General features: G+C 68.4%; 21 protein-coding genes. 10 read left to right on the plus strand and 11 right to left on the minus strand.

Annotated elements, in window-relative coordinates; translation table 11 throughout:
- Positions 1-236 precede the first annotated feature (236 nt).
- Positions 237-923 carry a hypothetical protein gene (locus EV655_RS15735; RefSeq protein WP_132546322.1) on the minus strand — a complete coding sequence of 229 codons (687 nt, stop codon included), beginning with the start codon at positions 921-923 and terminating at the stop codon, positions 237-239.
- Positions 924-1,307: 384 nt separating this feature from the next.
- Here EV655_RS15735 and EV655_RS15740 point away from each other — a divergent pair, with 384 nt between their 5' ends.
- Positions 1,308-2,453, plus strand: a complete 1,146-nt coding sequence (locus EV655_RS15740; RefSeq protein WP_132546323.1) for a hypothetical protein — start codon at positions 1,308-1,310, stop codon at positions 2,451-2,453.
- A gap of 24 nt (positions 2,454-2,477) precedes the next feature.
- Here the strand turns inward: EV655_RS15740 and EV655_RS15745 are convergent, their stop codons facing one another.
- Positions 2,478-2,891, minus strand: coding sequence for a hypothetical protein (locus EV655_RS15745; protein WP_132546324.1), 414 nt, complete (start codon positions 2,889-2,891; stop codon positions 2,478-2,480).
- A 299-nt stretch (positions 2,892-3,190) separates the two neighbouring features.
- On the opposite strand from EV655_RS15745, the gene EV655_RS15750 reads away from it, so the two are divergent.
- The 4 genes from EV655_RS15750 to EV655_RS15760 all read left to right on the plus strand — a co-directional run bounded on the left by EV655_RS15750 (position 3,191) and on the right by EV655_RS15760 (position 6,158).
- Positions 3,191-3,430 (plus strand): hypothetical protein, encoded by a 240-nt coding sequence (locus EV655_RS15750; RefSeq protein ID WP_132546325.1) that lies wholly within the window; start codon positions 3,191-3,193, stop codon positions 3,428-3,430.
- 168 nt (positions 3,431-3,598) lie between these two features.
- Positions 3,599-3,754, plus strand: coding sequence for a hypothetical protein (locus EV655_RS18745; protein ID WP_165905373.1), 156 nt, complete (start codon positions 3,599-3,601; stop codon positions 3,752-3,754).
- Positions 3,755-4,173: 419 nt separating this feature from the next.
- Positions 4,174-5,079, plus strand: a complete 906-nt coding sequence (locus tag EV655_RS15755) for a hypothetical protein (RefSeq protein ID WP_207901995.1) — start codon at positions 4,174-4,176, stop codon at positions 5,077-5,079.
- Entirely contained in the window at positions 5,076-6,158 is a 1,083-nt protein-coding gene (locus tag EV655_RS15760; protein ID WP_165905374.1) for an outer membrane protein assembly factor BamB family protein, read from the plus strand. The genes EV655_RS15755 and EV655_RS15760 overlap by 4 nt, the downstream gene beginning before the upstream one ends.
- Positions 6,159-6,593: 435 nt before the next feature.
- Here the strand turns inward: EV655_RS15760 and EV655_RS15765 are convergent, their stop codons facing one another.
- The 9 genes from EV655_RS15765 to EV655_RS15805 all read right to left on the minus strand — a co-directional run bounded on the left by EV655_RS15765 (position 6,594) and on the right by EV655_RS15805 (position 16,700).
- Entirely contained in the window at positions 6,594-7,127 is a 534-nt protein-coding gene (locus EV655_RS15765) for an NADH-quinone oxidoreductase subunit B family protein (RefSeq protein WP_132546327.1), read from the minus strand.
- A 10-nt stretch (positions 7,128-7,137) separates the two neighbouring features.
- The gene (locus EV655_RS15770) at positions 7,138-8,649 is read right to left on the minus strand and encodes a hydrogenase large subunit (RefSeq protein WP_132546328.1); all 1,512 of its coding nucleotides are present in this window, start codon (positions 8,647-8,649) and stop codon (positions 7,138-7,140) included.
- Between the two features lie 7 nt (positions 8,650-8,656).
- Positions 8,657-10,102, minus strand: a complete 1,446-nt coding sequence (locus EV655_RS15775) for a hydrogenase 4 subunit F (protein ID WP_132546329.1) — start codon at positions 10,100-10,102, stop codon at positions 8,657-8,659.
- Positions 10,099-10,764 (minus strand): hydrogenase-4 component E, encoded by a 666-nt coding sequence (locus EV655_RS15780; protein ID WP_132546330.1) that lies wholly within the window; start codon positions 10,762-10,764, stop codon positions 10,099-10,101. The genes EV655_RS15775 and EV655_RS15780 overlap by 4 nt, the downstream gene beginning before the upstream one ends.
- Before the next feature lies 1 nt (position 10,765).
- Positions 10,766-11,722: a respiratory chain complex I subunit 1 family protein gene (locus EV655_RS15785; RefSeq protein WP_132546331.1), complete on the minus strand. Its 957-nt coding sequence runs from the start codon at positions 11,720-11,722 to the stop codon at positions 10,766-10,768.
- Positions 11,713-13,716, minus strand: a complete 2,004-nt coding sequence (gene hyfB / locus EV655_RS15790; protein ID WP_132546332.1) for a hydrogenase 4 subunit B — start codon at positions 13,714-13,716, stop codon at positions 11,713-11,715. Before hyfB ends, EV655_RS15785 begins: the two co-directional genes overlap by 10 nt.
- A complete protein-coding gene (locus EV655_RS18910) occupies positions 13,713-14,192 on the minus strand; it encodes a helix-turn-helix domain-containing protein (protein WP_243645105.1) in 480 nt (159 codons plus the stop codon). Before EV655_RS18910 ends, hyfB begins: the two co-directional genes overlap by 4 nt.
- A 439-nt stretch (positions 14,193-14,631) precedes the next feature.
- Positions 14,632-15,333 carry a GntR family transcriptional regulator gene (locus EV655_RS15800; RefSeq protein ID WP_132546333.1) on the minus strand — a complete coding sequence of 234 codons (702 nt, stop codon included), beginning with the start codon at positions 15,331-15,333 and terminating at the stop codon, positions 14,632-14,634.
- Positions 15,330-16,700: a formimidoylglutamate deiminase gene (locus EV655_RS15805; RefSeq protein ID WP_132546334.1), complete on the minus strand. Its 1,371-nt coding sequence runs from the start codon at positions 16,698-16,700 to the stop codon at positions 15,330-15,332. The genes EV655_RS15800 and EV655_RS15805 overlap by 4 nt, the downstream gene beginning before the upstream one ends.
- A gap of 72 nt (positions 16,701-16,772) precedes the next feature.
- Here EV655_RS15805 and hutI point away from each other — a divergent pair, with 72 nt between their 5' ends.
- The 5 genes from hutI to EV655_RS15830 are packed head-to-tail and all read left to right on the plus strand — an operon-like array spanning position 16,773 to position 23,052.
- Positions 16,773-17,975: an imidazolonepropionase gene (gene hutI / locus EV655_RS15810; protein ID WP_132546335.1), complete on the plus strand. Its 1,203-nt coding sequence runs from the start codon at positions 16,773-16,775 to the stop codon at positions 17,973-17,975.
- Complete coding sequence (gene hutH, locus EV655_RS15815; RefSeq protein WP_132546336.1) at positions 17,972-19,489, plus strand: histidine ammonia-lyase; 1,518 nt, start codon at positions 17,972-17,974, stop codon at positions 19,487-19,489. The genes hutI and hutH overlap by 4 nt, the downstream gene beginning before the upstream one ends.
- Positions 19,486-20,274 (plus strand): N-formylglutamate deformylase, encoded by a 789-nt coding sequence (hutG, locus tag EV655_RS15820; protein WP_132546337.1) that lies wholly within the window; start codon positions 19,486-19,488, stop codon positions 20,272-20,274. The genes hutH and hutG overlap by 4 nt, the downstream gene beginning before the upstream one ends.
- Positions 20,271-21,941: a urocanate hydratase gene (hutU, locus tag EV655_RS15825; RefSeq protein ID WP_132546338.1), complete on the plus strand. Its 1,671-nt coding sequence runs from the start codon at positions 20,271-20,273 to the stop codon at positions 21,939-21,941. Before hutG ends, hutU begins: the two co-directional genes overlap by 4 nt.
- A 25-nt stretch (positions 21,942-21,966) precedes the next feature.
- The gene (locus tag EV655_RS15830) at positions 21,967-23,052 is read left to right on the plus strand and encodes a TRAP transporter substrate-binding protein (RefSeq protein ID WP_132546339.1); all 1,086 of its coding nucleotides are present in this window, start codon (positions 21,967-21,969) and stop codon (positions 23,050-23,052) included.
- The last annotated feature ends 55 nt before the right edge of the window (positions 23,053-23,107 follow it).

Genomic DNA, 23,107 nt, shown 5'->3' on the forward strand with positions numbered 1-23,107 from the left:
GTTCGCAATGGGCGATCGGCTTCGCGCAACCGGGCCCCTGCGCAGATCGCCCGATGTTCCGTTAACGCAACCGCACGAGGTTCAACCAAGGACTCTGGCCTAAGTCGGAAGGAGCATCAGGGGTCACAGCAATCACATCGGCATAGTGTGATGCCGCCGGGAGGGTGGCATCCATGCCATCAGCAGAGCCAGGGTGAGCGGCAGCGGGGACTGTCCGTGGAATGGTGGCGGGTCAGTCAGTTGCAACGCAGGTCGAACACACCGATCAGGTCCGGACTGTCCCGTGCGATCTTGCGCAAGAGCGCGTCGCAGGCCTTCTGCAGATCCAGGAACTCGCCCGGCTGGCCCGAGTTGTTGAATTCACGGGTCCGGCGATTCAGTTCGGCGACGAAGCTTTCCCGGTCCTTGAAGCTCTCTCTCCGGTATTGCTCGGGGATATGCGCGGTGAAGCAGGCGTCATAGTCGGTCCAATGGGCCAGCGCATCATCCCTGTTGCGCCGAACCTCGTCGTCCAGAGACCCGTAGTGCAGCGCGCAATGAAGTTCGAGATAACGGTTGCGCGACCTGACCCAGTCGTTCCACGGCGCCGAGCAGGTGCCGTCGGTCAGCACGCTCGGCTCTACCTCCTGCCGGCCCATCGAAACGCCGCACTCGTAGGTGGCCTCGGTGCCCCGTCGCGCAGTCCCGCGGATCGCGGTCGCCGTCTGCAAAAACGCGCCGATCTGCTCGCGTGCGAAGCGGATATCGTCCATGTGCTCGGCATAGCATTGCACCCGGTAAGGTTCGTTCTCGACGCCGGGGTGAAGACGCTCGCATCGGCTTGCGAGTTCTCCGGCCTGTCCCGCGGACCCGGATGCGACAAGCCCGGAGATGGTGCACAGGCAGACCGCCAGCGCCCTGTTCAGTATGTGGTGGTATGTCATGGCAATGCCTTCGCTTCGAATTTGCGGTTCGATGGGCCGGGCGGTGCGAACCGCCTGAGACCGTGTTCCTGGCCAGGTCCGAGACCGGCCGCGACAAATGGGTCAGGCAGGCATTTCCGTATCCGTCGCAGGGCGCGCGCCTGCTACGCTATGCGCAGTCAGGTGCATCGCGCAAGGGCGCGGGCGTAGGAGGGGCAGCGCCGTGGACGGTTCCGAGGACAACGCCGGCTCGGACCCGGCGGTCTGCTCCAAAAGGGGGGCGTCATGCAGTTTGCTGTTCGGGGACGAGATGTCGCTCGTCCGGTTCTTTTGCCGCCGACTGGTGTCCGGCCTGCTTGTCTCGCGGTGATTGTCGCACTGGCAACGTTTGCGGCTGCACCGCCCTTGGGCGCGGGACCGACCTACAGCATCGGTGGGGTTGACCTCACTGCCCATTCCTCCTGGTCGGACGAGGATCTGGCCACTTTCGTGGAGACCAGCGAGGCGATGTCGCTGGCCGCGGGTGACGTGTTGCGCGCGGCAGGCTGGCAGGGCACCTGGGATAGCGGCAAGCGGACATACGACGGAATGAATTCGGCCTACATGGAGTTCGGGACCAAGGCGGCCTTTTCCCATCCGCAATTCACCGGTGGCCGGCGGACGACGCTTTTCGTGCGGACGACGATGGTCCGGGATGCCGACAAGGCCAGTGCAGGTGCGGCGAGCTTTGCCCGCTACATGGAGGGTATCGCTCAGCACTCGGATCAGGGCACGACCTACAGGCTGGTCGAAAACCGCCCCCTGGGTCTCGGTTCGGACTCGCGGATCTTCGTCGTCGAACAGACGAAGAAGACCGTTGTCGGAAAGGTCAGGACCGAAATGCAGGTCGCGGCCTATTTCGTCTCCGGCCGCTGGATGGTCTCGGTCGAGGATGCTGCGGACGCAGTTGCGGTCGAGGCGGCGATGCGCGCGCTTGCCCAGGGCCTTTCGGCGCCGCGCGCGCCGGTCGGTGGCGGCGCCGGGAGTGCGGAGGACAGCGCCGAGGCCCCAGACGAGGCATGGATCGAAGACCGTCTGTCCGAGTCGGCCGAGGCCGAGATGACCGGTTTCGACCAGTTCTTCTACCGGGTCGAGATCCCGGAGGACCAGGCGCTGCTCTTGCTTGAGGCGCCCTCTGCCGGAGCCCTTGAAGTGATCCGGCTCTTGCCCGGAGCGACCGATCTGCGGGTGCGCGGGCTCGACCGTAGCGAGGGGCTGCTCTGGGCCGATCTCTGTGCCGGTGCACAATGCGGCTGGGCCGTGGCTCACCATCTGCGTCGTCAGGCCCCGATCGCGCCCAACCGCGCGCGCTATGTCGAGGCCGCCTATCCGGAGGTGAACGTCTTCCTGGAGCCCTCGGTGCGCTCTGGATACATGGGCAAGGTGGAGGCCGGACAGCGGTTCGAACCGGGTGTGACCGCAACCGACGAGAACGGCGATACGTGGGTCCGGATCTGCGGCGAGGGCTGGTGTGGCTGGGCGGGAGAGGAGTTCTTCACCCATGTCGACTGAAGCCGCCGGGGCCGGATACCCTACCTAGTCGTCGGAGAGGGGCATCCGAAGCAGGGGCGCGCCGCAGAACGCGCAGTTCCGGGCCTCGGTCCGCGTGAAGACCCGGCAAGCCGCGCATTTCCGGCCGAAGCGCTCAGGATGGGCGAGGTTCTCCCGATGGGCCTCTGGTTCCAGCCGCGCGAAGATCTCTTCGCTGAGCTGTCCGAACAAGATCTCCAGCGCTGGTGGGACGTCGTAGTTTCCGGCGAAGGGCTCCCAGATATGGCCGTGCCCCGCCACGGGCGGACGCTGCAGATCCTGCTCGATCTGGTCCACCGTCCGTTCGGGCGCCTTCGTCCAGTCGAAATAGGTCTCGACGAAGCGCGCCCATCCGTCCCAGTGCGAGAGACGCGCTGCCTCGGCTCGAAGGAGGTCGGGATCGGTTTCCAGGGCTTTCATGGCGGGCCTCGGGATCGGACTTTCGGCGCAAGGGGAGGGGCTGGTCAATGACGAGAGAGTGCCGAACTTCCGAAAAAGGTACCACAGGCAGGTGGTCTTTCGACGGTCTTCTTTTTCCCTTTCCGAGCCGCGGAATGATGGCTGGAGTCGACTGCGACATATAGAATATCTCCTTGTCCTCTCCTGCCTGCGCCCCGTCATGCGACGATGCGCGTGGTGCGGGCGGCTGCGCCGGGCCCTAGGGTGCCGACGGGAAACGAGGCGTGGACCGGCGCCGGCTGTCTGACGAGGCACGGGGAATGCAGAGCTTGAAGCCAAGGCCGGGGATGCGCGCCATGCAGGTCGGCTGTGCTACCTTCTTTGCCGGCGACGTGCTGTACGACCTCTTCGAACTGGCCTCGCGGAAATCCCTCCCTGGTCTCGTGGATGCGCTGCACCTGGGAGTCGAAAGCCTGGCCGTCGGCTTCCTGCTCGCAAGCTTGCGAACTGGCGCCGAATACGAACGCGCCCTTCGCACCCTGGGCGAGAACAAGGACTAGACCCTGTCGGCCCTGCGCGCCTCGTTCGACGATCTGGTCTGCGCCAAGTTCGACCAATGGGCGCTGTCGCAGGCCGAGCGCGACGTCGCCCTGCTTGCGTTTCGCGGGCTGCGGATCTCGGAAATCGCGACCTTGCGCGGCACCCGCGAAGGCACCGTAAAAGCGCAGATGAGCGCGATTCTGCACAAGTCCGGGGTCAAGACCCGGGCGGAGTTTCTCGCGCTGTTCATGGACGAGTTCATCGACCTGGGCGTCGGCTCGGCGGCAGACGGCACCGCGATCCCGTGCAGGGACGGCGAGCACCGCGCGCAAATCTGGGATTGATGGCGCCGATTGCACTTTTGTTTACATTGCTGCGGGCCTGTCCGACGCTCGCGGCACGGCGCAGCGGCCGCCTGGCCGCCCCCGACCGGCCTCACCGAAGAATTATCCTTTTTTGGCAACATGATGGACGGCGCCCGGCGGGCCGTCCTGCTTGCCAAGGCATGCCATTAACGCATGGCGGTCATGCACAAAAAGGCGCATCTTGGGCCTCCGTGTTTCTGGAGACGGAATAGATCCGAACCAACATGAAGCCATTTTTTTCAATGCCTTGCGCCCATCTCAGCCCAGGGTTGAAGTCGTTTCGGACATCTTGACCAACGATCCGTCAATTGCGTGAGCTTTCCGGAGGGAGGCGTGGCTCTTGAGGGGACCGACGGCGTCGCCCGCACGCAATCGTGTTTTGGTCAGGGAGGGAACGGATGACGACCTTGAAGGATTTTCACCGGACGATGATCGGGCTCTTGTTCTGTGCCGGCGCCGCGCTGGCGCAGGTGGCGCATGCTGACCCGGGCGACGACGATGACGACCACGAAGAGCACGAGGAACAGATGCTCACGCTGGCGCAGAAGCTGGCCATTGACCTGTCGGACGGGACCGGGACATTTGATGCCGACACCTCGGTGGTCGAGGACCTCATCATCGGGCGGGGACTATCGATCCCCTACAGCTACGTGAACATGCTGATGCACACGCCGAACGCGTTCGGCCCCGGGCCGGCCTGCGTGGTCTGCCATTCCAGCGCGGACCCGGCAAAGAGCTATCGCGGGCTCGACCTGTCGTCATGCGACGGCATCCGCACCGGGTCGACCGAGGCCCCGGCGCGGCCGATCATCACCCCGGGCAACAATCCCGCGAAGGGCATCCTGGGCCGCCGGCTGCGCAACAACCGGATGCCGTTCGGCACCAATTTCCAGGTGCCCACACGGTCGCCCAACATCGAACTGGTGGAGGCATGGATCCGCGACGGTGCGGTGGACGACCAGTATTTCAATGACAATGTTCTGCCGCTGTTCGCCACCGAGGGGGCCTTCGGGTCCGACGCGCCGGCCTGCACCGACTGCCACATGTCGAACCATGAACCTCCCAGCTTCCACGAGATGGACCTGACCTCGTTCAGGGGCATCATGCTGGGGGCGGATTCGGTCGCCAAGGGGGTCGAGAACGCGACGAAGATCGTGATCCCCGGCGCGCCCGAGGCCAGCCCGCTGTTGCAGCACCTGACCGAGAACCGCATGCCGCCGGGCATCAGCCCCGTGGAGGATCGCGACCACCCCAACACGTTGATCCTGTTCGAGTGGGTGCGGCAGGGGGCGCCTTGCGAGTGAGGCTGCCGCGGCGAAGCCTGCTGGCGGCGGCGCCCGCGCTGCTGCTGTCCGGTCGGGGGGCTGCCGCGGCGCAGCCCCTCGAGACGGTGCGGGACTGGCGCACCGGCAACGCGGCGCTCGGCCCCCCGGCGCTGGACAGCGGCCGGCTTTACTTCTGCGGCACTAGGACGGCGGGCTGCGTCTCGCCCGGCACCGGCACACCGCTCTGGGAGCGTCCGCACGGCCTGCCCGGGCCGGCCGTGTTCCGGCCCCGGCTGCAAGGCGACCGGGTAGTCGTCGGCGGCCGCGCCGGGATCGCCTGCCTTGGCCGCGAGGACGGGCGCGAACTATGGCGGCACGTCGCGCGGATCCAGACCGGGGTGCCGGCCGTGGACCCGGACACGGTGGTTTTCGGTGACGGACACGAGATCGTCGCCCGCGACCTGCAGAGCGGCGCGGAACGTTGGCGTTTCGCGGCCATTCCCGATACGCTGGCCAGCTATGCGCCCTGCATTTCGGGTGGGCGCGTCTTCGCCGGGCCGGGCGACGGCGTGCTCTACTGCCTCGACCTGGCAACGGGGCGCCGCGTCTGGGCGCAGGAGCGGCGCGGGTTGTGGCAATACCTGCGCCAGATCCACGCCGCCGACGGGATACTCGTCGCGGGCAGCTACAAGGAGCAGCTTTTCGGTATCGCGCCGGACGACGGAAGCATCCTGTGGCAGTTCGTGGCCGGCAACTTCATCAATTCGCACCACCTGGCCGGCGATCTGGCCTGCCTGTGGTCGCCCACGGGCTGGATCTACGCGATCGACATCCTGTCGGGGGCAGTGCGGTGGCGCCACCAGACGACCGACTATCGCCCCGGCGGCGGGGATTGGGCGTCGCTGATGGCCGAACTGACCAGCCGGGCGGGCCTGCTCTATACGCTCGACATGGACGACACGCTGCGGCTGCTCGACCTCGCGAGCGGAGATCTGCGCGGCCAGGGGCGGGTTCCAGGACGGGTGCGCCACGCGGTCCTGCCCGTCGGCGACCGCCGTGTGGTCTTTCCGATGACGGATGGCAGCCTGCGCATGACACGGATGCCGTTCGCCCGCTGACGGACCGGCATGGGTTGACCATGCGAGCGAGCAAATCCGTTGCACTGGGGGGCGGTCACATCATCAGGACCGATTGGGCGCGCGCGATTCGGTCCCGGCTTGCGACTGCCTGTTGTGCGTGCCGGATCCCGGCCATCCGCCCGGCGATGCGTCGATCCGGGAGGGGGTACACCGGCGGCGGGTCTTCGCCGCGGGCGATGCGGGCCCTTCGCTTCTGCACGCCGGTGCCTGACTTTCTGGGCGCCCGGTGACCGCCTCGGTCTCCTGATGCCAGCAGCCTGCTTCGGCGAGGCGGCAGGAGCAGGCTTTGCGCGGGCCGTGCGGCGAGCAGTCGGATTGCGCCGCCGCGTTGCAGCGGTTCCGCATCCGGTTGCCGCACTCCGCTGCCGGGGAAGCGCGTCCATGTTCCGTGAGCTGGCCGGTGGGCGCGATCGCTCATCCCGGTCCGGATCCGGCGCCTTGCCGTTCGACAAGCGCGAGCAGGCCGTCGAGCAACGCCAGCGGGGCGGGCGGGCAGCCGGGGATGTGCAGGTCGACGGGCAGCACCGCCGCGACCCCGCCGGCGATGGCGTAGCTGCCGGCGAAGCAGCCGCCGTCCTTGGCACACTCGCCCACGGCGATCACCCATTTCGGCGCCGGGGTGGCGTCAAATGTGCGCCTGAGCGCCTCGGCCATGTTGCGCGTCACAGGCCCCGTGACCAGCAGCACGTCGGCATGCCGCGGCGAGGCGACGAAATGCAGCCCGAACCGTTCGAGATCGTAGAACGGGTTGCTCAGGGCGTGGATTTCAAGTTCGCAGCCATTGCAGGATCCGGCATCGACCGCGCGGATCGACAGGCTGCGCCCAAGCCTCGTGCGGACCGCCCGGGCAAGCGCCGCGCCGAGTTCGTCGCGCGCCGCCTGGCCGGGCTCGGGGGCGGGCTCGGTCATCGGAGCCCGGATCAGGCCGTCGAGCAGAAAGCGAAGCACGGCGTCTCCCTCACAGATCTTGCCCGGAATACGAGCAGTTGAAGGATTTGTTGCAGAGCGGAAAGTCGGCGATGATGTCGCCCTCGATCGCAGCCTCGAGAAGCGGCCACTGGAACCAGGACGGATCGCGCATGTGGCAGCGCGCGATGGTGCCTTGCGCATCGAGCGCCAACCAGACCAGAATGTCACCGCGGAACCCCTCGACAAGGCCAAGACCCGAGCGTGGGCCCCCGGCGGGGCTGACCGGCGCCCGCACCGGTCCCGGCGGCAAAGCATTGAGGATCTGGGTGATCAGGGAACAGCTTTGTTCCACTTCCCTGATCCGGATCCATATCCGGGCGTTGATGTCGCCATCGGTGCGCACCGGCACCTCAAGCCGCAGGCTGTCGTAAGGGGCATAGCGCAGGTCGCGCCGGGCGTCGAAGTCGCGTCCCGAGGCCCGGCCGACATAGCCGCCCGCGGCAAAGCGGTGGGCGAGGCCGGGGTCCAGCCGTCCGGTCGCCACGGTCCGGTCCAGCAGCGATGGCGTATTGTCATAAAGCTCGACAAGCGCCGGGAAGCGCGCCCGGAGCATCTGGATCAGGGCCTGGATTTCGGCCGCACCGCCAGTGTCGAGATCCACCGTCACGCCGCCGGGCACGATCCGGTCACGCATGAAGCGGTGACCGAAGACCGATCCCGCGACCCGCAGCACCTGCTCGCGAAGCGCGCCGGTCTGTGCCAGCATCATCGCGAAGGCGGCATCGTTGCAGATCGCCCCGATGTCGCCCAGGTGATTGGCCAGCCGTTCCAGTTCCGCCATCAGCCCGCGCAGGTACAGGGCGCGCGGCGGCACCGCGACCGACAGCGCCGCCTCGGCCGCCTGCGCAAAGGCGAAGGCATAGGCGACGGTACTGTCGCCGCTGGTCCGGCCGGCCAGCTCTGCCCCGCGCTCCAGCGTCGCCCCCTGCATCAGCCGGTCGATGCCCTTGTGGACATAGCCCAGACGCTGTTCCAGCCGTACCACGGTCTCGCCCTGCGCCGTAAAGCGGAAATGCCCGGGCTCGATGATCCCGGCATGCACCGGTCCAACAGGCACCTGGTGAAGGCTCTCGCCCGCGACCGGCAGGAAGGCATAGGGCGCGGGACCGGCATGCGGTGTGGGCTTGCCCAGCGGATGGGCGATGTCCCAGTGACCATGGTCGAGCCAGGGGCGCCGGTCCTCGGCGCCGTGCAGCTCGTACCCGTAGAGATCGGCCGCCGCGCGCTCCAGCCGTTGCGCCGGGGCATGGCGGGCGCCGATGGACGGAAAGCCGTCGTGCACCCCCGCAAGGCGTGCCACCGCAACGGCGCGGGCGTCCGCGTCATGCAGCGCAAGACATACGGCGTCGGTTTCGCCCCAGAGACCGAGCAGCGCGAACCGGCCCGCGGCAAGTGCCCGGCCAAGCGCGATCCATTCGGTCGCCTTGACCCCGGTTGCGGCCAGCGGCGCCGTGCGAAAATCGCGGGAGCGGGTCCAGTCGAGTCCGGGCAGGTCGGTCATGCTTGCCTCATCCCAACACTCCCGCCACCGCCTGGAACCAGTCGACCATCGCCTGCGGCATGTGCAGACCGATCAGATAGACCAGCGCCAGATGCAGCCAGAGCGGCACCAGAGAGCCCTGCATCGGCGCGTTCTGTCCCGTTGGCTCGCCGAAGGCGATCCCGGTCAGCCGCAACAGCAGCGCCCCGAAGGCGAGCACCAGGCCGAACACCAGGATCAGCGCCATGAGCGGCATCCGGGCAAAGCTGGTGGTCACGATCAGGAACTCGCTCATGAACACGCCCGAAGGCGGCATCCCGGCGATCGAGAGCACCGCCAGAACCAGACCCCAGCCGAGCGCCGGATGGCTTTGCGTCAGGCCGCGGATATCGGCCAGTCGCTGGGTGCCCTTGATCTGTGCGACATTGCCGACGGCGAAGAATATGGCCGATTTGGTCAGGGAATGCATCACCATGTGCAGCAGCCCCGCGAAATTGGCGAGCGGCCCGCCGATGCCGAATGCGAAGACGATGATGCCCATGTGCTCGATCGAGGAATAGGCAAACAGCCGTTTGATGTCGCGGCGGCGGTACAGCATGAAGGCGGCAAAGACCAGCGACAGAAGTCCCAGCCCGATCATCAGCGGCCCCGGTGCAAGGGCGGCCTCGTTGGCGGTCATCAACAGCTTGAAGCGCAACACCGCATAGAGCGCCACGTTCAGCAGAAGCCCCGACAATACAGCCGAGATGGGGGTCGGGCCTTCGGCATGGGCGTCCGGCAGCCAGGCGTGGAAGGGGGCAAGCCCCACCTTGGTCCCGTAGCCCACCAGCAGGAACACGAAGGCCACGTTCAGCATCGCCGGATCGAAGCGTGCCGCCGCCCCGATCAGGTTGGTCCAGACCATCGCGGGCGTGCCTTCGCCCAGAACCGGCTGCGCCGCCATGTAGACGAGGATCGTGCCGAACAAAGCCAGCGCAATGCCCACCGAGCCGAGGATGAAGTACTTCCAGGCCGCCTCCAGCGCCTCGTGGGTGCGGTAGAGGCCGACCATGAGGACCGTGGTCAGGGTGGCAAGCTCGATCGCCACCCACATCAGGCCGATATTGTTCGACACCAGCGCCAGGTTCATGCCGAACATCATCGTCTGGTACATGGCATGGTAGAACCGCAGGTTGACCGGCGTCAGGTGGCCGCTTTTCAGTTCCTGGCCGATATAGCCGGCCGAAAAGGTGGCGGCGGTGGCCCCGACGAAGGTGTTCAGCACGATGAAGACGATGTTGAGATCGTCCACATGGAGGAGATCGCCCGGCGCCGGCCTGTCCAGCACCACCAGCGCGGCAGCAGCAAGAAACGCAAGGAAACTGGCCGCGACATTGATCCATGCGCCCGCCCGATAGCCCGGCAGCAATGCCAGCAGCGCGGCGGCCCCGACCGGCACCGCCAGAACGGCGACAAGCGCGTCGGCCCCGGTCATGGCCGGTCTCCCCGGAACTCGCCCATCGTCTCGACATCCACCGAGTCGAACCGCTCGCGAATACGGAACAGGAACACGCCGATCACGATCATCGCGATCAGCACCGAAAACGCGACGCTGATCTCCACCACCAGCGGCATCCCCTGCGCCCCGGCGGCGGCCAGGATCAGCCCGTTTTCCAGCGACATGAAGCCCACCACCTGCGTCACCGCGTTGCGCCGTGTCACCATCATCAGCATGCCCAGCAGGATCACTGACAGCGCAAAGGCGAGATCCTCGCGTGCCAGTGCGCTTTCGGCCGCGGCGGTCAGTTGCAGCATCAGCAGGATCGACAACGCCACCAGACCCATGCCCGCCAGCATCGTGGGCACGACGCCTGTGACCGTCTCGACCTGGCGCTGAATCCCCATTCGTGCCACCATCCGGTGCAGCGCCCAGGGGACGATCATCGCCTTGAAGACCAGTGCAATCGCCGCCGTCGCGTACAGATGCGGTGCACCCTGGATGAACGCCTGCCAGGCCACCGCCAGCGCCAGGACCACGGCCTGCATCGCGAAGGTGTTGAGCAGGGCATAGATCCGGTCCTGGTAGATCATCATGAAGCTGACCAGCACCAGGCTGCCGGACAAGAGATGCGCGATGTCGAAGGCGTAGCCGTCCATCTCAGAGGCTCCTCGACACGAACAGAAGAAGCGTTCCCAGCAGCCCCAGCATCAGCCCGACACCCAGAAAGTCGGGAATACGGAACACCCGCATCTTCGCGACCGACGTCTCGAAGATCGCCAACAGCGTTCCGCCGGCCGCAAGCTTTGCAAGGAAGAACAGGAACCCGGTCACGAAACCGGCGGGCCCGGCATCGGCCGGGGCGATCCCCCAGGGCGCGGCAAGGCAGCCGATCAGTGCGACATAGAGCAGGAGCTTCAGCGCCGCGGCGAGTTCGATCATCGCCAGGTGACGGCCGGAATATTCCAGCACCATCGCCTCGTGCACCATGGTCAGTTCCAGGTGGGTCGCCGGGTTGTCGACCGGGATGCGGGCGTTTTCCGCGATGGCCACGATGATCAGCGCGATCAGCGCCATGCCCATCGACACGCGGATGCCCATCTCGCCCGAGGACATGAACGCGACGACGTTCGACAATTGCGTCGATCCCGCGATCAGCGCGACGGTGAACACGGCCAGCAGCATGGCCGGCTCGGCGATCGCCCCGATCATCATCTCGCGCGACGCGCCGAGGCCGCCGAAACTCGTGCCGACATCCAAGCTGGCGAGCGCCAGGAAGAACCGCGCGCTGCCCAGAAGCGCCACAAGCGCGATCAGGTCGGCGGTCCAGCTGAACTGGAGACCGATGGCAAAGGTCGGCACCAACGCCGCTGCCACCCAGGTCGCGGAGAAGATCATGTAGGGCGCGGCGCGGAACAGCCACGACGCGTTGTCCGCCAGCACCACGTCCTTGCGCATCAGCCGCGCCAGATCGCGATAGGGTTGCAGGATCGAGGGCCCCCGCCGGCGCATCAGCCGCGCCTTGACCTTGACGATCAGTCCGGTCAGTCCGGGTGCCAGAGCCAGCACGACCAGCATCTGCACCCCTTGCAGCACGAGATTGCCGATCAGTTCCATATGGTCAGCCCCGTCAGCAACAGGATCAATGACGCAAAGACCAGCGCCAGATAGCGCCGGATCGTGAGAAACTGCAGCGCGTTCAGACGGGTCGCAGCCAGGCCGACAAGTGCGCTCAGCGGCAGGTAGAGGCGTGTCCAGGCAAGGTCTTCGGTCACCACGCTGTGGCGCGCCGGCCCCATGTCGCCCGGCGGCGGCATGATCACCGTCTCGCGCGCGGCGATCATCGGCGCCATCACCCGGCGGATCGGCTGCGCAAAGCTGCCCGCACCGTATTGCGTGATCGGATCGGCATCGGGAAAGCCGCAATCCCAGGCCGGGGCGCGCCGCGTCCGTCGCGACGAGAACCGGTACACCGCCGCGGCCGCCGCGCCGCCCGAGATCGCGACGAAAACCATGACGAGGAAACCGCTATAGCTGCTTTGCACCTCTGCCACCGGGACCAGGGTGAACCAGGCATTGTCCGCCTGAGCCGGCATCCGCGCGCCCAGAACCAGATCGATGGCGGGCGCGATCAGGTCGATCAGAAGGCCCGGCACGACCCCCGCAAGGACGCAGAGCAGCGCCAGCCCGGCCATCGCCGCCAGCGACCAGCGGTCGGTCTCGGCCGCATCGCGGGCCATATTCGTGCGCGGACGGCCGAGGAAGATCACGCCGAAGAAGCGAACGAAACAGGCCGCCGCCAGCGCTGCCGCCAGCGCCAGCAAGCCGCCCGCCGCCGGCACCAGGAACTGCAGCCCGGGCTGGGTCAGGTTCGGGCTTTGCAGCACGGCCTGGAACAGCAGCCATTCCGAGACGAAGCCGTTGAGCGGCGGCAGGGCCGCGATCGCGGTAACGCCCACCAGCGCCAGCAGCGCGGTCTTCGGCATCCGGTGGATCAGCCCGCCAAGCGCGTCGAGATCCTGCCGCCCGGTGGCGGTCAGTACGGCGCCCGCGACCATGAAGAGCAGGCTCTTGAACAGCATGTGGTTCATCGCATGGATCAGCCCGGCGGTCAGTGCCAGCGCCGCCAGCACGTCCATTCCGTTCGCCCGGAAGGCCAGCGCAAGGCCGAGCGCCGCGAAGATGACGCCGATATTCTCGATCGTCGAATAGGCCAGTATCCGCTTGGCGTCCGCGTCGACATTGGCAAACAGGATGCCCATCACCGCGGTGCCTGCGCCCGCCACGATCACCGGCACGCTCATCCACCAGACAACCGGGTCCAGCAGGTCGAACGCGACGCGAACGAAGCCGTAGACGGCAACCTTGGTCATCACGCCGCTCATCAGTGCCGAGACGTGGCTGGGGGCTGCCGGATGCGCGACCGGCAGCCAGACATGGAGCGGCACAAGCCCCGCCTTGGACCCCGCGCCAACCATCATCAGCCCCAGCACCAAAGCCGCCACCCCCGGACTGCGCTCGGCCTCGCGCATCGCCGCGAACTCGTAACCACCCGCGGCGCCCGCCATCAGGCCGAAGGCCAGAAGCAGCATCATCGTGCCAAGGCTGGCCATCACCAGATAAAGATAGGCCGCGCTGCGCGTCTCTTCTTCGCGGTGATGGGTCAGCACCATCGCCCAGGACAGCAGCGACATCACCTCCCAAGACAGCAGGAAGGTGAAAGCGTCGGCTGCCAGCACCACCAGCGTCATCGCCCCCAGGAAGCCGGGATAGAACGGCAGCACCCGCAGCGGCGCATGTTCGTGCCGGCCGTAGCCGATGGCATAAAGGCTTGCCGCAGCGCCGCCGGTGCCGAGCAGCACCAGAAACACCGCCGCAAGCGCGTCGATCTGCAGATGGGCACCCAGCCAGGGCAATCCGACGGGAACGCGCATGCTTTCCGCGTCGGCCTGCGTCGCCAGCACCCGAAGCCCAACCACCACCAGGCCCGCACAAAGTACGCCGCTTGCGCCATAGACGATCGCCGACGCCGCCCGGATGTCCCGCATGCCGATTGCCGCCAGCGACAGCCCCAGAAGACACAGCACGCTGCAGACCGCGAAAGCGATCATCCGGCGTCTCCAATGCTCCCCGGTGCAACGGCGTCCGGGCGTTCGCCTGCGCGTTCCCGCAGCCGAACGCCCCGGCCGCAACCGGTGCTGGGCCCGCCCTCGGCGATCAGTTCTATGCCTGCCGTCTCCAGCGCCGTGATGATGCGGGTCAGGCTGTCGACCACACCGCGCACATTTCCCTTGTTTGCCTCCATTCGCTGGATGGTGGGCACCGACAGCCCGGCCATCCGGGCCAGGGTCTTCTGATCGACCCCAAGAAGCGCCCGTGCTGCCTTGATCTGTGGCCCGGTGATCATGTCGATCGATACCTCGTGGAAGAGAGTTGATGTATAAAACATCAATTTGGAATTATCATACAGCTTGTCTGGGGGATTCTGCAATATCCGGATCAGGTGCAAATGGTCGTCATCAACCGCGGCGCGAGCCGACCAATGGTCGTCCGTGTCCGAAAACCGTTCTGGATCATGATCCTTCATGTCTGGCGGGTGCCGCGGTCTGTTTCGATGACGCTTGTCGGACGGCATGCCCTGTGCCCGAAGGGCTTTGTGGAGAGCGGCCCGCCGCTCTGGAGAGAATTCCGAACCCGGCGCCGGGGTCGCGTGTTGAAAACCCCTGCAACACAGTTGCCGCGGGAACGGCCAAGCGTTCTCCGGGATCGGCGGGTGGAACGCCAGGAGAGTGATATCGTTGAGGCCAGGTTGCGGATTTGCCACGATGGCGACGCTCGGGCGGGTTTTCTCGGTTCAGGGCGTGAAAGTGGGCGAGTTGTTCTGCAAATCCCGGCCAGTCTGCTGAAGGTCCGGTTGCCGATGTGGGGCTTGCGGACGCTTGCCGGTCACAGGGTCCGGCTGGCGGTGGCATCGAACCGCGCAGCGGGGGCGGGGCCGATCGTACCTGCCGCTGGCTGGAGGCGCCTCAGATCTGCGCGCAAAGATGATAGCCCGGCCGGGTGATGGCGCGCAGATGCGTGATGGGCGCCGCGCCGATCCAGGTGGTCCGCTCGATCACCAGAAGCGCCTCGCCAAGCCCCGTTTCAAGCATCCTTGCGTCCGCGGCACTGGCATTCACAGCGTGAAACCGCAGGTCGCAGCGGCTGTAGGGGCGGTTCAGCACCAGCCATTCATTGGCGCTGATCGCTTCCAGGTCGACCTCGGCGATCTCTGGCACGGTGTCGAGCGAGATCCAGCGATCCTCTAGGATATAAGGCGCACCGTCCGCGCTGTGCAGCGCCTCGACCCGCAGCATGCGGCAGGGGGCGGGCAGGCCGAACCGGGCGACGACCTCGGGCGGCGTCTGCTGGACCTTGCGTCGGATCAGGCGGTAGCCATAAACCGCGCCCTTCTGCTCGACCTCACGCCGGGTTATGGGAATGTCGAGCGTGGCGCGGGTGACCCGTTCCCGCCGTACCGTTGTCCCGCCCTTGCGGCGGCGCTCGACGATGCCGCTATCGGCAAGGGCGCGCATCGCCCGGTGCACGGTCGAACGGGCGCAGCCGAATACACGGGCGATGTCCTCGTCGCGGGGCAGCTTGTCTCCGGGCGCGTAGGTGGAATTGAGGATCAGCGCATGGATGCGGTCGCGCACCTCGGTCCAGGATTGCCGCGTCGCGCCGGTCAAATCCCCTCTCCCAGCCGGGCGATGGTGGCCATGTAGGTGGCGGTGATCCGCGTGCGGTCGATGTGGCGGCCCTCGCGGACGATGTGGCGGCCGGCGCTCCAAAGGTCGGTGATCGCGCGCGGACCGTGGCCGGTGAAGATGAGGCAATCGAGTACCGTGTCGCCCCGCCGCCCGGCGACCCAGGGATTCCCGGTCGCGATCCCGAGAATGTCAGCGACATGCCCCGGCGCCAGCACGCCCGCCGCGCGTCCTGCCGCCCGCGCGCCCGCGGCGGCGGCCGTTTCGAACAGGACGCGGCCGGTCGAGCGGTCGGCGGTGGCCAGCGCCGCGCGGCTGCGGTCGCGCAGGCGCTGGGAGTAATCCAGCGTGCGCAACTCGTCGAGCAGCGCGATATGGATGTTGGAATCCGTACCCACCCCGAAGGTGCCATCCGCTGCCTGCAACCCCGTCGCATCGAAGATGCCGTCGCCGAGGCTCGACTCGGTGATCGGGCAAAGCCCGGCAACCGCGCCCGACCGGGCCAGGCGGGCGGTTTCCGCGGGCGTGGTCTGGGTGCAGTGGATCAGGCACCAGCGCCCGTCGATGGGGGCGTTGTCCAGAAGCCAGGTCACCGGGCGGGCGCCCAGATGCGCCTCGACCTCGGCCACCTCGGCGACCTGTTCGGCCAGGTGCATGTGCACCGGCGCGCCGGGCCTGAGCGCCGCGGCCTCGGCCAGCGCCGCGGGGTCGACCGCGCGCAGCGAATGGGGGGCGATGCCGATCCGGTCGTCGGGGCGGCCGGCGGCGGCCAGCGCGGCCTCGGCCCCCTCGACCAGGCGGGCGAAACCGTCGGGGTCGTTGCCAAAGCGGCGCTGGCCGCCGTCCAGCGGGCGGCGGTCGCAGCCGCCATGGCGATAGAGCACCGGCAGCAGCGTCAGGCCAAGCCCGGTGCGGGCGGCGGCCGCGACGATCCGTTCGCACATCTCGGCGAGACAGGCATAGGGCGTGCCGCCGGGGGCGTGGTGCAGGTAGTGGAACTCGGCCACCGCGCCGAAGCCCGCCTCGGCCATCTCCATGAAGGCCAGTGCCGCGATCGCCTCGACATCGTCGGGCGTCAACCGGTCGAGAAAGCGGTACATCAGCCGCCGCCAGGTCCAGAATGTGTCGGACGGGTCGGGGCCCCGCGCCTCGGTCAGCCCCGCCATCGCCCTCTGGAAGGCGTGGCTGTGCAGGTTCGCGGGCGCGGGCAGGGCAAGGTCGACGCGGGCGTCGGGGGCGCGCCGCTGCGGGCCGAGCGTGGCGATTCTGCCGTCCGGGCCGATCTCGATCTCGACGTCGTCCTGCCAGCCCTCGGCGGCAAGGGCCTGACCGGCGTGGAGGATCTGCACCCGATGCTCTCCATTGACAAAATTAAGTAGCAACATATTAATGGATTTTGTCCGCATGACAAGGCCCTGACGATGCCCGACCCCGCGCTCTTCACCGCCGAGACGGTGGCCACGATGGCCGGGCCGGACGGCGGCTATGGGCTGGTCAGGCAGGCCGGGATCGCGGTGCGCGGGGGCCGGATCGACTGGGTCGGGCCGATGGCCGAGTGCCCGGCAGAGTTCGCCCGGGCGCCCCGGACCGATTTCGGCGCGCGTCTGGTGACGCCTGCGCTGGTCGACTGCCACACCCATATCGTCCATGGCGGCAACCGTGCGCGCGAATTCGAGATGCGGCTGGAAGGGGCCAGCTACGCGGACATCGCGCGGGCGGGCGGGGGCATCGCCGCGACCGTCGCGGCCACCCGCGCGGCGGACGAGGCCGCGCTGCTGGAGGCGGCGCTGGCCCGGGCGGATGCGCTGATCGCCGAAGGCGTCGCGGTGATCGAGGTCAAGTCAGGCTATGGGCTCGACATCGAGACCGAACTGAAGATGCTGCGTGTCGCGCGCGAGATCGGCGAGATGCGCCCCGTGCGCGTTGTCACCAGCTTCCTCGGCGCCCACGCGGTGCCCGCGGGGCAGGATGCGGACGCCTATGTCGCGCAGGTCTGCCTGCCCGCGCTGGACGCCGCCCATGCCGAGGGGCTGGTCGATGCGGTGGACGGGTTCTGCGAGGGGATCGCCTTCTCGCCCACCCAGATCGCGCGGGTCTTCGACCGGGCGGCGGCGCTGGGCCTGCCGGTGAAGCTCCATGCCGAGCAGTTGAGCCATCTGGGCGGGGCGGCGCTGGCCGCAGAGCGCGGCGCGCTTTCGGCCGATCACCTAGAATACGCGACCGATGCCGATGCCGCCGCGATGGCCGCCGCGGGGACGGTCGCGGTGCTCCTGCCCGGCGCGTTCTACACCCTGCGCGAAGGGCAGGCGCCGCCGGTGGCGGCGTTCCGGGCCGCGGGCGTGCCGATTGCAGTGGCGACCGACTGGAACCCGGGGTCCTCGCCCATGGGCTCGCTGCTGCTGGCGATGAACATGGCCTGCGCGCTGTTTCGCCTGACCCCGGCCGAGGCGCTGGCGGGCACGACGCGCAACGCCGCGCGGGCGCTGGGGCTGGACGATTGCGGGGTGATCGCGCCGGGCATGCGCGCCGATCTCGCGGTCTGGGACGTGGCGGACCCGGCGGAATTGTCCTACCGGATCGGCGGCAACCCCCTGCATGCCCGGATCTTCGGGGGGCGGGCATGAGCCTGATCCTGCGCCCCGGCGAGACCGACCTTGCCACGCTCGCGGCGGTCTGGCGCGGGGCGGGCGTGCGGCTTGACCCGGAGGCGCGGCCCGCGGTCGAGGCCGCCGCCGCCCGGGTGCGCGAGGCCGCCACGGGCGCGGCGCCCGTCTATGGCGTCAACACCGGCTTCGGCAAGCTCGCCTCGGTGCGGATCGACCCCGCCGATACCGAGGCGCTGCAGCGCAACCTGATCCTCAGCCATTGCTGCGGCGTGGGCGAGGCGCTGGACGCGCCCACCACGCGGCTGATGATGGCGCTGAAATTGCTGTCGCTCGGCCGCGGCGCCTCGGGCGTGCGCTGGGAGATCTGCGCGCTGATCGAGGCGATGATGGCCGCGGGGGTCACGCCCGTGATCCCGGTGCAGGGCTCGGTCGGGGCCTCGGGCGACCTGGCGCCGCTGGCCCATCTGGCGGCGGTGATGATCGGCGCGGGCGAGGCGGTGGTGGGCGGCGAACGGATGGCCGGCGGCGCGGCGCTGGCCCGCGCGGGGCTTGCGCCCGTGGTCCTCGGCCCGAAGGAGGGGCTGGCGCTGATCAACGGCACCCAGTTCTCGACCGCCTGCGCGCTGGCCGCGCTGTTCGACGCGGGCACCCTGCTGCGCGCCTCGGTGGTCACGGCGGCGATGGCGACCGACGCGATCATGGGCTCGACCCAGCCGCTGCGTGCCGAGATCCACGCCCTGCGCGGCCAGCCCGGCCAGATCGCGGTGGCCGCCGCGATGCGGGCGCTGATGGCGGGCAGCGCGATCCGCGACAGCCACCGCGAGGGCGATACCCGCGTGCAGGACCCCTATTGCATCCGCTGCCAGCCGCAGGTGGCGGGCGCGGCGCTGGACCTGATGCGCTTCGCCGGGCGCACGCTGGAAATCGAGGCCAACGCGGTCACCGACAACCCGCTGGTGACCGAGGGCGGGATCCTGTCGGGCGGGAATTTCCACGCCGAGCCCGTGGCCTTCGCCGCCGACCAGATCGCGCTGGCGCTGGCCGAGATCGGCGCCATCGCCCAGCGGCGCGTGGCCTTGATGGTCGACCCCGCGCTCAGCTTCGACCTGCCGCCGTTCCTGACGCCCGCGCCGGGGTTGAACTCGGGCCTGATGATCGCCGAGGTCACCACCGCCGCGCTGATGAGCGAGAACAAGCACCTGGCCAACCCCTGTTCGACGGATTCGACCCCGACCTCGGCCAACCAGGAGGACCATGTCAGCATGGCCGCCCATGGCGCGCGGCGGCTGGCCCGGATGAACACCAACCTCTCGGTGATCCTGGGCGTCGAGGCGATGTGCGCCGCGCAGGGGGTCGAGTTCCGCGCACCGCTGGCGACCTCCGGGCCGTTGCGGGCGGCACTGGCCACGCTTCGGATAGAGGTACCGACCCTTGGGCCTGACCGCTACCTGGCGGGCGATATCGAGGCCGCCGCCCGGCTGGTCCGGGGCGACGCGCTGGCGCGGGCGGCGGGACTGGAGCTGGTGCCATGAGTGTCTTCGAGGTCAAGCGGGGCGACAGCCCCTTGGTGCTGGGCCTGCCCCATACCGGTACCGATCTGCCGGACGGTATCCGCGAGCGGCTGAACGACCGGGGGCGGGAACTGGCCGATACGGACTGGCACATCCACCGGCTCTACGCAGGGCTGGTCGGGGACGTGACCACGGTCCGGACCCGCATCCACCGCTACGTGATCGACGCGAACCGCGACCCCTCGGGCGAAAGCCTCTATCCGGGGCAGAACGCCACGACTCTGTGCCCGCTGACCGATTTCGACGGGCGGCCGATCTGGCGCGAGGGCCACGCCCCCGACGCGGCCGAGATCGCCCGGCGGCGCGACGCCTTTCACGCGCCCTACCACGCGGCGCTGGCGGCCGAACTCGACCGGGTGCGGGCGCGCCACGGTTTCGCGATCCTCTACGATTGCCACTCGATCCGCTCGCGCATCCCGTTCCTGTTTCCCGGCACGCTGCCCGATTTCAACATCGGCACCGATGGCGGCCGTACCTGCGCGCCCGGCATCGAGGCCGCGGTTCTGGCACGCTGCGAGGCGGCGACCGGCCTGACCACGGTCCTGAACGGCCGGTTCCGCGGCGGCTGGACCACGCGCCACTATGGCCGCCCGGCCGAGGGGCTGCACGCCGTCCAGATGGAACTGGCGCAGTCCACCTACATGCTGGAACGTGCGCCCTGGGCCTATGACGACGAGAGTTCCGGGCGCCTTCGTCCGCACCTGCGGGCGATCCTCGAAACCCTGCGCGCATGGAGGCCCGCGTGACCGACCCCCGCAAGAACACCCGCGACGTCTATCCGCCCACGGGGCCCGAACTGACCGCGAAAAGCTGGCAGACCGAGGCGCCCTTGCGGATGCTGATGAACAACCTGCACCCGGACGTGGCCGAGAACCCGCACGAGCTGGTGGTCTATGGCGGCATCGGGCGGGCGGCCCGGACCTGGGAGGATTTCGACCGGATCGTGGCCAGCCTGAGATCGCTGGAGGCCGACGAGACACTGGTGGTGCAGTCGGGCAAGCCGGTGGCGATCGTCCGCACGCATGCCGATGCGCCGCGCGTGCTGATCGCCAACTCGAACCTCGTGCCGCACTGGGCGACCTGGGACCATTTCCACGAGCTCGACCGCAAGGGGCTCATGATGTACGGCCAGATGACGGCCGGGTCGTGGATCTACATCGGTACCCAGGGCATCGTTCAGGGCACCTACGAGACCTTCGCCGAGGCCGGGCGCCAGCATTACGGCGGGACCTTGCGCGGGCGCTGGATCCTGACGGGCGGTCTGGGCGGCATGGGCGGCGCGCAGCCGCTGGCGGCGGTCTTTGCCGGGGCCTGCTGTCTGGCCGTGGAATGCGACCCCGACCGCATCGCGTTCCGCCGCCGCACCCGTTACCTCGACGAGCAGACCGACAGCCTGGACGAGGCGCTGGAGATGGTCGCCCGCTGGACGAAGGCGGGCGAGGCGAAGTCCGTGGGCCTGCTGGGCAACGCGGCCGAGGTGTTCCCCGACCTGCGCGCCCGCGGCGTCCGGCCCGACATCGTCACCGACCAAACCAGCGCGCATGATCCGCTGAACGGCTATCTGCCCGCGGGCTGGACGCTGGACGACTGGCGTGCGCGCCGCGAGACCGATCCCAGGGCGGTGGAACGGGCCGCGCGGGCCTCGATGAAGACCCAGGTCGAGGCGATGGTGGGCTTCTGGAAGGACGGCGTGCCGGTGCTGGATTACGGCAACAACATCCGCCAGATGGCGCTGGAGGAAGGCCTGGAGGACGCCTTTGCCTTCCCCGGCTTCGTGCCCGCCTATATCCGCCCGCTGTTCTGCCGGGGCGTGGGGCCGTTCCGCTGGTGCGCGCTGTCGGGCGACCCCGAGGACATCTACCGCACCGATACGAAGATCAAGGAGCTGTTCCCCGAGAACGCGCATCTGCACCAGTGGCTGGACATGGCGCGCGACCGGATCGCCTTCCAGGGCCTGCCCGCGCGGATCTGCTGGCTGGGGCTGGGCGAGCGCCACCGGGCGGGCCTGGCCTTCAACGAGATGGTCGCCAGCGGCGAGCTGAAGGCGCCGATCGTGATCGGGCGCGACCACCTCGACGCGGGCTCGGTCGCCTCGCCCAACCGCGAGACCGAAGCGATGCGGGACGGCTCGGACGCGGTCAGCGACTGGCCGCTGCTGAACGCGCTGGTCAACACCGCCTCGGGCGCGACCTGGGTCAGCCTTCATCACGGCGGCGGCGTCGGCATGGGGTTCTCGCAGCATGCGGGCATGGTGATCTGCGCCGACGGCACGCCAGAGGCCGCGCGCCGGCTGGAACGCGTGCTGTGGAACGATCCCGCCTCGGGCGTCTGGCGCCATGCGGATGCGGGCTATGAGATCGCACTCGACTGCGCGCGCGACCACGGGCTCAGATTGCCCGGCATACTCGGATAACCACACCAGCAGAGAGGGAAGACAGATGGAACGACGCACATTCCTGACGGCCGGCGCGGCCGGGGCCGCGGCCAGCGCGCTTGCCGCGCCTGCCATCGCGCAGGACATCCGCCAGTGGAAGATGGTCACGGCCTGGCCCAAGAACCTGCCGGGGCCGGGGGTGGCCGCGCAGATGCTGGCCGACCGGATCACCACGCTGTCGGGCGGGCGCATCGCGGTCACGCTTTACGCCGCGGGCGAGATCGTACCGGGCCCCGGCGTGTTCGACGCGGTCAGCGAGGGCACGGCCGAGCTTTACCACGCCGTGCCTGCCTACTGGGGGTCGAAGTCCAAGGGGATCCTCTTGTTCGGCTCGCAGCCCTTCGGCCTGCGCGCGGACGAACAGGTGGGCTGGCTTTACCACGGCGGCGGGCAGGCGCTTTATGACGAGATGTATGGCCGCTTCGGCATCAAGCCCTTCCTCTGCGGCAATTCGGGGCCGCAATGGGGCGGCTGGTTCCGCACCGAGATCAATTCGGCCGAGGACCTCAAGGGGCTGAAGTTCCGCACCACGGGGCTGGCCTCGGAAATGGCCTCGAAGCTCGGCATGGCGTCCGAGGCGATGAGCGGGCCGGCGATGTTCCAGGCGCTGCAGACCGGCGCGCTGGACGCGGGCGAGTTCATCGGGCCCTGGACCGACAGCGCGCTGGGCTATTTCCAGGTCGCCAAGAACTATTACTGGCCGGGCGTGGGCGAGCCGTCCTCGGCCGAGGAATGCGGGGTCAACATGGCCGCCTACGAGGCGCTGCCGGACGATCTGAAACAGGCCGTCGCCTTCGCCTGCGAAAGCCTCTACAACCCGGTCTGGACCGAATACACCACCAAGCACGCGCTGTCGCTGAAGAAGCTGGTCGCGGACGAGGGCGTGCAGGTCCGGCGCTTCCCCGACGACGTGATCGCCGCGATGGGCACCGCCGCGGCCGAGGTGATCGACGAGCTGCGCCAGAACGACGACGAACTCGTCCGGCGCATCACCGAAAGCTTCGTCAGCTACCGCGATCTGGTGGGCGGCTACATGACCTATGCCGACAACGGGCAGATGAACGCCCGCGCGGCGGTGATGGGCTACTGAGACTTGCGGCGCGCCCGGGGGTGTGTCCCCGGGCGCCCGGCAGCGGGGCAGGGGG

This window comes from Rhodovulum euryhalinum (assembly GCF_004342445.1).
GTDB classification, from domain to species: Bacteria; Pseudomonadota; Alphaproteobacteria; order Rhodobacterales; family Rhodobacteraceae; genus Rhodovulum; species Rhodovulum euryhalinum.

Bases quoted from the DNA above. Each gene is read 5' to 3' on its own strand.
- hutG (WP_132546337.1), top strand. From the start codon at position 19,486: ATGAGTGTCTTCGAGGTCAAGCGGGGCGACAGCCCCTTGGTGCTGGGC.
- EV655_RS15780 (WP_132546330.1), bottom strand. From the start codon at position 10,764: ATGGACGGCTACGCCTTCGACATCGCGCATCTCTTGTCCGGCAGCCTG.
- EV655_RS18745 (WP_165905373.1), top strand. From the start codon at position 3,599: ATGAGCGCGATTCTGCACAAGTCCGGGGTCAAGACCCGGGCGGAGTTT.
- EV655_RS15755 (WP_207901995.1), top strand. From the start codon at position 4,174: ATGACGACCTTGAAGGATTTTCACCGGACGATGATCGGGCTCTTGTTC.
- EV655_RS15745 (WP_132546324.1), bottom strand. From the start codon at position 2,891: ATGAAAGCCCTGGAAACCGATCCCGACCTCCTTCGAGCCGAGGCAGCG.
- EV655_RS15785 (WP_132546331.1), bottom strand. From the start codon at position 11,722: ATGGAACTGATCGGCAATCTCGTGCTGCAAGGGGTGCAGATGCTGGTC.
- EV655_RS15750 (WP_132546325.1), top strand. From the start codon at position 3,191: ATGCAGAGCTTGAAGCCAAGGCCGGGGATGCGCGCCATGCAGGTCGGC.
- EV655_RS15770 (WP_132546328.1), bottom strand. From the start codon at position 8,649: ATGACCGACCTGCCCGGACTCGACTGGACCCGCTCCCGCGATTTTCGC.
- EV655_RS15735 (WP_132546322.1), bottom strand. From the start codon at position 923: ATGACATACCACCACATACTGAACAGGGCGCTGGCGGTCTGCCTGTGC.
- EV655_RS15775 (WP_132546329.1), bottom strand. From the start codon at position 10,102: ATGACCGGGGCCGACGCGCTTGTCGCCGTTCTGGCGGTGCCGGTCGGG.
- EV655_RS18910 (WP_243645105.1), bottom strand. From the start codon at position 14,192: ATGAAGGATCATGATCCAGAACGGTTTTCGGACACGGACGACCATTGG.
- hutH (WP_132546336.1), top strand. From the start codon at position 17,972: ATGAGCCTGATCCTGCGCCCCGGCGAGACCGACCTTGCCACGCTCGCG.
- EV655_RS15830 (WP_132546339.1), top strand. From the start codon at position 21,967: ATGGAACGACGCACATTCCTGACGGCCGGCGCGGCCGGGGCCGCGGCC.
- hutI (WP_132546335.1), top strand. From the start codon at position 16,773: ATGCCCGACCCCGCGCTCTTCACCGCCGAGACGGTGGCCACGATGGCC.
- hyfB (WP_132546332.1), bottom strand. From the start codon at position 13,716: ATGATCGCTTTCGCGGTCTGCAGCGTGCTGTGTCTTCTGGGGCTGTCG.